We start from the raw sequence: 11,043 nt of genomic DNA, 5'->3' as shown, positions 1-11,043 counted from the left end.
TGGGGGCCAGGAGCTAGAGGGTCTCGACGTTCGGTCCGGACAGGCGGTTTCGGCAGTCGAGGACGTAGGACGCGTGTGTCTCGATCACTGCGAGGTCGAACCGTGCGTGGTCCATGAGGAGCACCACGGCGTCGGCGGCCGCGATCTCCTGCGCGTTCGCGTCGACCAAGGGCACGTTGAGCTTGGTGTGGTCGCCGGCCGGAACGTTGGGATCGGCGCCGCGGACCTCGGCGCCGAGGTTGATCAGGAGTTCGGCGACACGTGCCGACGGCGACTCGCGGAGGTCGGTGGCGTTGATCTTGTAGGTCAGGCCGAGCAGCAGGATCCGGGATCCGCTGACGGGCATGCCGCGCTTGGCCAGTGCTTCCGTCAGACGCCGGACGACGTAGTCGGGCATGTGGCGGTTCACGTCGGCGGCGAGCTCCACGAACCGGCAGGGGGCGCCGAGCTCCTGCTGCACCTTCCAGCTCAGGAACATCGGATCGACGGGCAGGCAGTGCCCGCCGACTCCGGGTCCCGGGGTGAACCGGGTGAAGCCGAAGGGCTTGGTCGCGGCGGCGTCGATCGCCTCCCAGATGTTCACGCCGAGGGGAGCCGCCAGCGTCGCCAGCTCGTTGACCAGGCAGATGTTGACGAACCGGAAGGTGTTCTCGATCAGCTTGGCCATCTCGGCGACCCTGGTTCCGGACACGGGGACCGTGGTCTGGAAGATGCCGTCGTAGAAGCCCTTGATCGCATCGAGCGATGGGCCGTCGATGCCTGACACCAGTTTCGGCGTCCCGTCGAACGACCACCTCGCGTTCCCCGGCGCGATGCGTTCCGGACTGAACCCGGCCAGGAAGTCCACCCCGCCCTTGAGGCCCGAGGCCTTCTCCAGGATCGGCAGCAGCAGTTCCTCGGTGGTGCCGGGATAGGTCGTGGACTCCAGGACCACCGTCGCGCCGGGTCGGAGGTGCTCGCCCAGCGTCCGGGCGCAGGACTCGATGTAGGTCAGGTCGGGCACGCCGTCGTCCCCCAGCGGGGTCGGTACGGTGATCAGCGCGATGTCGAAGCCGGCCAGCATGGCGGCGTCGGCGGTCGCGGAGTAGGCCCCGGTGTCCAGTACCGTGCGGAGGCGTGCGGAGGTCACGTCCTCCACGTACGACTCGCCCGCGGTGAGGCGCTTGATGCGGTCGGGGTCCACGTCGTAGCCGACGACGCGGTGGCCGACCTCGGCGGCGCGCACGGCGAGCGGCAGTCCCACGTAGCCTTGGCCGGCGACAACAACATCCATGACGACTCCATCTGGGTAAGGAGCACCGCTGTGCCCCTGGTTTCTGTGGTGATGCCGGTACACAATTCGGCGGCCACGCTCGGGACCTCAGTGAGGTCGGTGCTTGGGCAGACCCATCCCGATCTCGAGCTGCTGATCACCGACGACGGGTCCACGGACGACTCGATGGATCTGCTGAAAGAACTGGCCCAGCAGGACGAGCGGGTCCTGCCGGAGGCAGCGGCACAGCAGGGGGGCGCGGCCCGGGCCCGGAACCTGGCCATTGAGCGGGCCCGGGGTGACTACATCGCGTTCCTCGACAGCGACGACATGTGGCTGCCGACGAAGCTGGAGAAGCAGGTCGCCTTCGCCGCGACGGCCGGGACGCCGCTGACGTTCACCTCCTACTACAAGGTCGACGCCCTGTACGCGGGCGAGGCCGCCGACTTCGTCGCGAACGAGCGTGTGGTGTGGGCGCCGGAGTACGTGGACTACAGCGCGATGCTGGTCCATGACCACATCGGCGCCCTGACCGCCATGTACGACCGCAGGGTGGTCGGGACGAGGCTGATGCCGGACATGCCGAAGAGGCAGGACTACGCGCTCTGGTTGTCGATCATGCGGGATGGGACTCCTGCGCGGGCGCTGCGGGAGCCGTTGGCGCTGTACCGGGCGCAGCGGGCCGGGTCGCTCTCGTCGAACAAGTTGTCGCTTATCCCGTACAACTGGGACCTCTACCGCCGGCACGAGCACCTCTCTGTGGTCCGATCGGCTCGGGCTCTGGCCGGGGCGGCCTGGCACTCGGTGCGGAAGTCGCGCATCTAGCACCCGTTCACGACCTCGGGGTCCGATCGGGGCGGCGCCCGACCGGGCCCCGCCCTCTGGCTTTGCCGCGTGTTCGGCGGCCCGCCATGGGGCGGGACTCGGTGGGTCACCGGTGTCGTCGGCCGCCTACGCGGCCGAGCCGTCGCCGGCCCGCTCGCGCAGGAACAACTGCAGGAGCAGCCGACGCTCGGCAGCGGGGACGGTCTCCTGCCCGTTGTGGAGCGGCTCTCGGCCGTGCAGGAAGCACCGCTGGTTCACGATGAGGTAGTCCCCGGCCTGGAGCATGAAGGAGACCTGTCCCCGCACCAGCTCCTCGGCGAGCTCCCGCGCGGCGTCGGCGTGCGCCTTGCTCAGCTCGGACCGCTCCAGCATCTTCGCGGTGAACCGGACGAACCCCTGACCCCGGTCGGAGCCGTCCAGGATCGGGAACGGCTTGCATTCCTCGCCGACGCCGTGCAGGTCGAAGAAGGTCCCGTAGTGGTAGGCGGCCTCGGCCAGCAGAGCGCGGCTGTTCTCCGGCAGCCGCGCCACTGCCGCGTGGGGGTCTGACAGGATGCTGGGGCCGCCGCCGAGCGGGTCGGGGCGCACGCACAGGAGCGTGGTGTACTCCGGGGGCCGGGTGGCGTTCACCAGGTCCATGTGGAAGGCGTTGTACCCGGTGCCGGAGGACTTGCCGGGGTCCTTGTCGACCTTGACCCCGATGTCCTTCCACTCCGGCCACCGCGGGAAGGGCGAGAAGGGGACGGCCACCTCGGCCGCGATGGCCATCGCCAGCCGCCGGAACCGGTCGCCGGTCCCGAGGGACTTGGCGAGGTTCCCCAGGCGCAGCACGGCGTATCCGCCGCCCTCCCCGGTCAGTGCGTGGCGCAGGGCCACGACGGTCTCCTCGAACTGCGGGACGGCCGCCAGTTCGGCCCGGTACTTCTCCATGGTGGACTGCGCCAGGAACGGTCCGTCCAGTTCCCAGGGTGGGAGGGAACGGCCCATCAGATCGGCTTCGAGTTCGCGGGGGAGGTCGATGCGCACGCGGAGCTTCCTTCTCTCGTGGGGTTCTCGGGTGTCGTTCGGGTGCTGCTGCTGTCGCCGGGCGCGAAGGGCGGTCCGACAGCGGGCTGGTCTTCTCGTCACCGCCGCACACCGTCGGCCGGCAGTTGCGGAGACGGGTATGAAGTGCCGGAAGTGAGGCGAGTGATAACTCGCTAGAATTGGTTCGGCGCTCGGGGGTGTTTCCGGGGCTGCTATTTGTCCGTCAGAAATGGGAGCGGAGTCCTCTCTCCTGTCACGCAGACCGCTCCCGCCCCAGGTCTGACAGTTCGATTTTCGGTCAACTGTGCTACCTGGTCGAGGGATTGGCGGGAGTCCCGCGGGAGTCCCTCCCTTTCCATCGCTACGCTGACATCACGTCCGGTGATTGGAATTCGTCGTGGACGAGCGCACCTGCGACCACCCTTTGGCCTACGCCCGGACAGCACGCGGCATGACCCGCGTGGACCTGGCGCAGCAGATCCGTACGGCCGCACAGCGGCGCGGGCTGCGCTGCGGCGTGGACAAGCAACGCATCCGGAAATGGGAGGTCGACGGCGTCACGCCGGACCGCGATTCCCAGACCTACATCGCCGAAGCATTCGGCATTCCCGTGAGTGTCGTCGATACCGGCATCTGGCCGCAGTGGCTGCACGGCACCAGCGCGGGCGTGACCCCGCTTGGTCCCCACAGCACCGTTCCCGCCCTCCGAGAGGCCTTAAGTTCATGGATCGCCGCATCTTCCTTTCCGTTTCCGGCGCCGCACTCACCGCCCTCGCGGCCAGTTGGGCCACCGGCGACACCCGGGCCCTGACCGAAGCCCACACCGGAAAATCCGTCGACGAAGAATTCGTCTCGTTGCTGGAGCGGGCCAGCGCCGAGCTGAACAGCCTCCCCACCGAGAGGCGCCAGCACGTCCCCGCACTGCTCCACGCCCACCTGACCACCGTCACAGAGCTGCTCGAACACGGCCGCTACGCCCGGCCGGTCGGCCTGCGCCTGCACGCTCTGGCAGCCTCGCTGGCGCAGACGGTCGGCTGGCACCGCTTCGACATCGCGGACCATCCCGCGGCCGCAAAGCTCTGGGTTGCCGGCCTGCACAGCGCCCACGCCGGCGGCGACCGCGACATGGGCGCCGCACTGCTGGGCGATTTGGCCTACCAGGCGGCCTGGCGCAAGGACCACACCACGGCCGCCGGAATCCTCCAACACGCCCTGGCCCGCACCGAACACCCCGCAGCGCAGTCCCTGCTCCACCTCCGCCTCGCGCGGACGCTCGCAGCCCAAGGAGAACGCCGCGCCGTGCTGCGCTCGCTGAACGCGGCCGAACGACTGCTGGACACCACCTCCGGCCGCGAACGGCCCGCCTGGTGCTCCTGGCTGTCCGAAGCCGACCTCGCCGTCGACTCCGGCCAGGCCCTGCTCGACCTCGGCGACACCGCCCGCGCGCACCGCCTCATCGGTGAGGGACAGGCCTTGCTGCCCACCGCCCGCGACAAGACGCGCGGTGTCTTCTTCGCCTACCGGGCCGAAAGCCACCTCAACCTGGGCGAACCTGAGCTCGCCGCGACCGCCGCGCGTGAATCCCTCCAGCTCGCACGCCGTATCGGCGCACCCCGCTGCGTGCAGCTCGTCCAGGACCTCGTCCCCGCCTTCCGCACCTACCGTGAAGCCGAAGGCGTACCGGAACTGCTCCACCTTGCAGCCAGTTGAACTCGGTCCCTGGTGCAGGGCCATCTGCTTGCGCATCACGCTGATCCGGTAGGGGAATGCCGGTAGTGTCCCGCTGCGATACGGGACGGTGTGCGCACCAGGGGGCGGGGATGGGGAGACGGGCGTATCGCGTGGTCATGACGGCGTCGTCCGCCATGGACCTGGTGCTGGCAGCCGCGCTGGGCATTGCAGCCAACGCAGCGACCAGCGAGGACCATTGGCCCGGACTGCTGGACGAACTGCGCGAGCACTCGTGGCCCGCGGTCGCCGTGCTGCTTGTGCTCGCTGTGATCACCTTCTTCGCCCGGACTTGGAAACAGGAGGCTCCCCAAGTCGGCCGGGATGACCCGTCGCCCCCGCCTCTCGCAGTCGTGCCGGAATGGTTCGTGGCACGGTCCGAAACCCACGAAGCGGTCTCGGCTGTCTGCCGGAAGGACAGCAGCTCGGTCGGTATCACCACAGCCCTGTCCGGGGCTGGCGGCTTCGGGAAGACCACCCTCGCCACCGCGGTGTGCGCCGACCGTAAGGTGCAGCGCCACTTCGGCCGGCGGATCTACACCGTCATTATCGGCCGCGACGTCCGCGGCCGGGCGACTGTGGCGGCGAAGGTTGCCGAGGTCACCCGGTTCATCACCGGCGACACGATGGAATTCAACGACCCCGACATGGCCGGCGCGCATCTGGGCCGTCTCCTCGACGAACGCCCCCGCACACTGCTTGTCCTTGACGACGTCTGGGAGAGCGAGCAACTGGCCCCGTTTCTGCACGGGGGCCGCCACTGCGTGCGGTTGGTCACCACCCGCAACTCTGCCCTTCTCCCACCAGGCGCCCTGCCGATTCAGGTCGACCAGATGTCAGCCGAACAAGCCCGGGCATTGCTGACCTGGCACCTCCCGCCCCTCCCGGCCGACACACGTGAACACCTCCTGCAGGCGACCGGCCGCTGGGCGCTGCTGCTCCGGCTGACCAACCGGCTCATCGCCCAACAGACCGACACCGGTGCTGATCCCGCGCAGGCGGCTCGCAACGTGCTCGGGCAGCTGCGCGCTCGCGGCCCTGCCGCTGTCGATGATCCAGCCGCAGCCTGGAGTCTGGACGATCCCCGAGAGCGCAGTCAGGCTGTACAGGCCACCATCGAGGCAGCCACCTTGCTCCTGCCCCCCGGCGGCGCCGACCGCTTCGCTGAACTCGCCATCTTTGCCGAAGACGAAGCCATCCCCATCTCTTTGGTGGCGCTGCTGTGGGGGACCACCGCCGGGCTCACCGAAGCGCAAACCCGCACCCTGTGCGGTGCCCTGGAACGCCTGTCCCTGATCACCCTCACCCCCGACCACGGCGGCAGAATCAGCCTCCACGACGTCATCCGCGACTACCTCCGCGCAGACCTCGGCTCTGCCACCCTCGCCGCCCGGCATGGCCAGTTCATGGACGCTGTCGCCACAACCGTGCCTACTGCAGGCCCACTCACAGGTACAGCACCAGACCCCAGACATGCCTGGTGGGATCTACGCGACGGCTACCTGCTCGACCACCTCATCGACCACCTCCGCGCAGCAGGTCGCACTACGCAAGCCGAAGCCGTGGCCGGCGACATCCGGTGGGTCGAGGCCCGCCTCATCCAACGCGGCCCCACCGCCCCCTGGAGCGATCTCACCAGCATCGGCACCTCCGACGCCCAGGCACTCGCCCGCCCGCTCGCCCAGGCCGCACACCTGCTCACCCCCGCTGGTTCCGATCGCATCCTGGCTGGCGTCCTGTATCTCCGTCTCCAACACCACCCCCACTGGCACGACCAAGTCACTGCGCGCCAGCACGATCCGGCCCAGCGACCACTACTCGTAGCCCAGTGGCCCCTCCCCGACCAACCCAACCAGGCCCTCCAACGCACCCTCTCCGGCCACACCAACATGGTGTACACGGTGGCGATCTCCCCGGACAGCACCTGGCTCGCCACCACCAGCCAAGACGAAACGGTGCGGATCTGGGACGCCGCGTCGGGCACCTGCACCGCCACCCTCACCGGCCACACCAGCTACCTAAAGGCGGTGGCGATCTCCCCGGACAGCACCTGGCTCGCCACCACCAGCCAAGACGAAACGGTGCGGATCTGGGACGCCGCGTCGGGCACCTGCACCGCCACCCTCACCGGCCACACCAAAGCGGTGACGTCGGTGGCGATCTCCCCGGACGGCACCTGGCTCGCCACCACCAGCCTCGACAGGACGGCGCGGATCTGGGACCCCGCATCGGGCACCTGCACCGCCACCCTCACCGACCCCGACTACGTAACCGCGGTGGCGATCGCCCCGGACGGCACCTGGCTCGCTACCACCAGCCGCGACAGGACGGTGCGGATCTGGGACGCCGCGTCAGGCACCTGCACCGCCACCCTCACCGGCCACACCAGCTACCTACAGGCGGTGGCGATCGCCCCGGACGGCACCTGGCTCGCCACCACCAGCCTCGACAGGACGGTGCGGATCTGGGACCCCGCCTCAGGTACCTGCACCGCCACCCTCACCGACCCCGACTACGCAACCGCGACGTCGCTGGCGATCGCCCCGGACGGCACCTGGCTCGCCACCACCAGCTCCTACAGGACGGTAATCTGGGACGCCGCGTCGGGCACCTGCACCGCCACCCTCACCGGCCACAACACCGAAGCGGCGACGTCGCTGGCGATCGCCCCGGACAGTACCTGGCTCGCCACCACCAGCAGCCGCGACAAGACGGTGCAGATCTGGGACGCCGCGTCGGGAACCTGCACCGCCACCCTCACCGGCCACACCTTCTACGTAACCGCGGTGGCGATCGCTCCGGACGGCACCTGGCTCGCCACCACCAGCCTCGACAGGACGGTGCGGATCTGGGACCCGACGGCTTTGCCATCCGTTGTCGCTGCCGGCGGCCAGACCGATGGCATTGCCGGGATGGCGATCACCCCGGACGGCAACTGGCTCGCCACCACCAGCCGCGAGACCTTCTTCGCCGACACCGGAGACGACGCGAGGGCGCAGATCTGGGACGCCGCAACAGGCACCGTCCACACCGACACGGCGCGCGCGGTGGCGATCTCCCCGGACGGCACCTGGCTCGCCACCGCCAGCGACGACAAGACGGTGCAGATCTGGGACGCCGCGTCGGGCACCTGCACCGCCACCCTCACCGGCCACACCGACACGGTGACGTCGGGGGCGATCGCCCCGGACGGCACCTGGCTCGCCACCACCAGCCGCGACAGGACGGTGCGGATCTGGGATGCCGCTTCAGGCACCTGCACCGCCACCCTCACCGGCCACACCGACACGGTGACGTCGGTGGCGATCGCCCCGGACGGCACCTGGCTCGCCACCGCCAGCGACGATGAGACGGTGCGGATCTGGGACGCCGCGTCAGGCACCTGCACCGCCACCCTCACCGGCCACACCGACACGGCGCGCGCGGTCGCGATCTCCCCGGACGGCACCTGGCTCGCCACCGCCAGCCGCGACAGGACGGTGCGGATTTGGAACGTCGACGGGAGGCGTGCTGAGGCGCTGGCGCGTTTCGACGGGCCGATGGCCGCATGCGCATGGTGCAATGACGGCCGAACCCTCGTTGTGGGCGGTGAACGCGGCATGTACCTGCTCAAGCTCCTTGACTGAACGGCGGAGCGCGCTAGTGCCGCATCAGACACGTTCGCCCTGTCGATGGCTACTCTGACGACGTGGCCGATGAGAAGGACAGTGGGAGCGGCCGAAGAGGGAGGCGCCGGACGGATGAGCCGGTGTCGGCGTCGGCCGGGGTGGCGGCGGTTGGCTCAATCTGTCGTGGACGCGCCCAATGTCGGCCAGGAGACTAGGCGTTCAGCCACCGGACCGGCCTCACTCCTGGAGACGACTTGCGCACCCATCTCGCCGCTGCCTTCAGCGCCGTCACACTGACCACGGGCATGCTCCTGACCGCGCCCACAGCCAGCGCCCAACCCGCGGCCTACCCCACCACCCCCTTCAACGTCACCGTCACGAACACGTACACGACTGGCACGTTGACCTGGTACGGCCGGTCGGTCCTCGTGGAGGGGGTCCACAAGTCGGCTGACCAAGAGAATTGCCGAGGCACCACGGCGTTCACCCTTGACGCCGGCAACGGGCAGCTGGGAGTCGGATACAGCGACACCAGGTCGTGTGCCGGCGAGGTCGTGCCGTTCAGTTTCACCGTGCCGGCTGACGTCCCTGGCGGAGCTGCGGTCGTCCGGGTCTGCCTGGATGACGGGTCCGCGCCTCCGCCCACGTACTTCAAGTGCGTGCGCTACGGGCATCCGTAGGCTGACCGGCAGACATTCCGGCATCCGAGTAGTGCGCTGGATCGCCCCCGTCTCCGTCGAGGCGGGGGCCGTTTCATGTCCGGACGGGGGCCGTCTCGACCGACCGCGACCCGGGTGATTCAATCGAACGCATGTCCGAGCAGCCGCCCAATTCGCGCTCACCATCGACGTCTTCCTGGATACCCTGGCTGGGTGAGCCGTTCAATGGCCCTTAGCCACGACGCTACTCAGGCTGGCCGGCAGGCCAAAAGCTGCGCTATTCAGGCGCCCCGTGTCAGAGGATGTTCCACTGGGCTTGCGAGTCCTGGCGATGCAGGCCCTCGACCCGACGCTGCACTTCCGGCCAGTCCGCGCCAGGGGTGAGGACGTCGGCGGGCAGGGCGCCGGTGATGACGGCGATGCGTACGGACAGGTTCTGGGTACCGGCGACGGCGAGCCATCCGGGGCAGGCGAGGTCCTCACCGCTGCCGGGGGCGCCCTTGTGGCAGCCGAACTTGTCCTGCTGGCCGATCGCGGCGCCCTGGTACGCGTCGGGGCTGGTACGCGGGTCGGGTTGGACGCTGGTGGCGCGGACCTGCTCGAAGCGCTCCTGGGGGAACTGGCAGGGGGGCACGTCCAGGCGCCAGGGGCATTCGTTGCAGGGAAAGGTGCGGTGCGGCATGGCGCGGCGAGCGGTCACGGGTACGGGCCTCCGAGGGGGCGGTCAGCGAGGGGCTGCACTGTGCCGGTGGCGGTACCAAGGGCCGCCACCCCGGGAAGGGGCGTGGGCGGGTGTCGGGTCTGCTCGCTGGGGCGCGGGGGGTGGCATGACGACGGCCCGCCCCAGCCGACAGGTAGGCAGGCAGGGGGCGGGCCGGGGTCGTGGTGGGGCGGCGGCAGTCAGTGGCGGCGGACTGTGTCCGCCCACTCGTCGGCGCGCGCCTGCAGGTCGTACAGCTTGGCGATGAGGAACGAGCTGGCGCCCAGGAGTGTCATGCGTGGCGACAGCCGTAGCTCGTAGAGGGCTTGGGTGCTTCGGAATTCCCCGATGGCGGGGTCCAGGAGGAGGACGGTCGTGCCGTCGGCGTGGTAGCGGACGGTGATGTCGGTGGTGACGCCGTCGGGGGAGGTGAAGAAGCAGCCGCGGTCAGCCCAGTAGGTGTCGTGGCACCACGCGGTGCCGAGGATCTCGGCGGTACGGGCCAGGGCCGGGTTGATGTCGAGCGGCGGGGTGGTGAAGTCGATGTAGGCGCAGCCGTTGGGGTTGAGGCCCATGGCGTGGAACCAGTCGAGCAGCCAGTCGACGACGTCGCCGCCGTTCCAGCCGCCTTCGTCGTCTTCGATGTCGTCCTTGATTCCGTTGAACAGGCGGATGATTGCGCGGCCTTCGGGGCTGTCAACGTTGAAGGTGGGCTTCTGGAAACGCATGCGGGGGCACTCCGGGGAGGGGCAGGGGCAGGGCGCCGGCGGGCTGGTGCCGTGGCGTGGTCCCGGGTCCGGGGCGGCAGGTCGTGTGGTCACTGCCGTCCCGGCCCGGCACCCCGGACACTGGCCTGCTGTTGGTCAACGCCCGCAACCCCGCTCCCCCGCCGCTCACTCGCTCGGCCTCGTGGCGCCGCCAGGGGGGATCGGAAAGGGGGGAGCGATCCACGCCCCGGGGGCTGCGGGGTCCGGCCCGCTGGTCAGGACTCTGACGGGCGCGGGGGCAACACCCGCAACCCCCTCCCAGGGCCGCGGACTTCGGTGACGCGGCCACCGACCGTTACGGCAGACCCCCGCACCCGCGTCGATCGGGCGGCGGGCGGCGGGCAGCGGGCGGCGGGCGGCGGGCGGCGGGCGGCGGGCGGCGGGCGGCGGGCGGCGGGAACAACGAACAGCCCGGCACCCGGCGCCGCGTGGGCACGGGTGACGGGCCGTTCGTCGTGCCTGCGTTCCGCGTAATTCA

At 69.8% G+C, this 11,043-nt stretch carries 7 protein-coding genes and 1 pseudogene; 4 read left to right on the top strand and 4 right to left on the bottom strand.

The genetic code is table 11. From position 1 onward, the window contains the following. Positions 1 to 13: 13 nt before the first annotated feature. Positions 14 to 1,273: a nucleotide sugar dehydrogenase gene (locus AC1VWI_RS44070; protein WP_499516632.1), complete on the bottom strand. Its 1,260-nt coding sequence runs from the start codon at positions 1,271 to 1,273 to the stop codon at positions 14 to 16. Positions 1,274 to 1,303: 30 nt separating this feature from the next. Here AC1VWI_RS44070 and AC1VWI_RS44065 point away from each other — a divergent pair, with 30 nt between their 5' ends. Then, a complete protein-coding gene (locus AC1VWI_RS44065) occupies positions 1,304 to 2,077 on the top strand; it encodes a glycosyltransferase family 2 protein (protein ID WP_499516631.1) in 774 nt (257 codons plus the stop codon). Positions 2,078 to 2,203: 126 nt separating this feature from the next. Here the strand turns inward: AC1VWI_RS44065 and AC1VWI_RS44060 are convergent, their stop codons facing one another. Beyond that, positions 2,204 to 3,103 (bottom strand): TauD/TfdA family dioxygenase, encoded by a 900-nt coding sequence (locus tag AC1VWI_RS44060; protein WP_499516630.1) that lies wholly within the window; start codon positions 3,101 to 3,103, stop codon positions 2,204 to 2,206. 451 nt (positions 3,104 to 3,554) lie between these two features. Here AC1VWI_RS44060 and AC1VWI_RS44055 point away from each other — a divergent pair. From AC1VWI_RS44055 to AC1VWI_RS44045, 3 genes and pseudogenes are all read left to right on the top strand, one after another. Further along, positions 3,555 to 3,647: pseudogene (locus tag AC1VWI_RS44055) on the top strand (hypothetical protein); the annotation flags it as partial. Continuing rightward, the gene (locus AC1VWI_RS44050; protein ID WP_499516629.1) at positions 3,644 to 4,813 is read left to right on the top strand and encodes an NsdA family TPR-like regulatory protein; all 1,170 of its coding nucleotides are present in this window, start codon (positions 3,644 to 3,646) and stop codon (positions 4,811 to 4,813) included. The pseudogene AC1VWI_RS44055 and the gene AC1VWI_RS44050, both read left to right, overlap by 4 nt. Before the next feature lie 137 nt (positions 4,814 to 4,950). Then, positions 4,951 to 8,457, top strand: a complete 3,507-nt coding sequence (locus AC1VWI_RS44045; protein WP_499516628.1) for an NB-ARC domain-containing protein — start codon at positions 4,951 to 4,953, stop codon at positions 8,455 to 8,457. Positions 8,458 to 9,393: 936 nt separating this feature from the next. Here the strand turns inward: AC1VWI_RS44045 and AC1VWI_RS44040 are convergent. Continuing rightward, positions 9,394 to 9,798 carry a DUF6283 family protein gene (locus AC1VWI_RS44040; RefSeq protein ID WP_499516627.1) on the bottom strand — a complete coding sequence of 135 codons (405 nt, stop codon included), beginning with the start codon at positions 9,796 to 9,798 and terminating at the stop codon, positions 9,394 to 9,396. A gap of 200 nt (positions 9,799 to 9,998) precedes the next feature. Next, complete coding sequence (locus tag AC1VWI_RS44035) at positions 9,999 to 10,526, bottom strand: hypothetical protein (protein WP_499516626.1); 528 nt, start codon at positions 10,524 to 10,526, stop codon at positions 9,999 to 10,001. Positions 10,527 to 11,043: the final 517 nt, after the last annotated feature.

The sequence above is a fragment of the Streptomyces sp. TOM-9 genome (assembly GCF_056858595.1).
The sequence above is the reverse complement of the archived record's forward strand: the minus strand, read 5'-3'. Positions and strand labels throughout refer to the sequence as shown.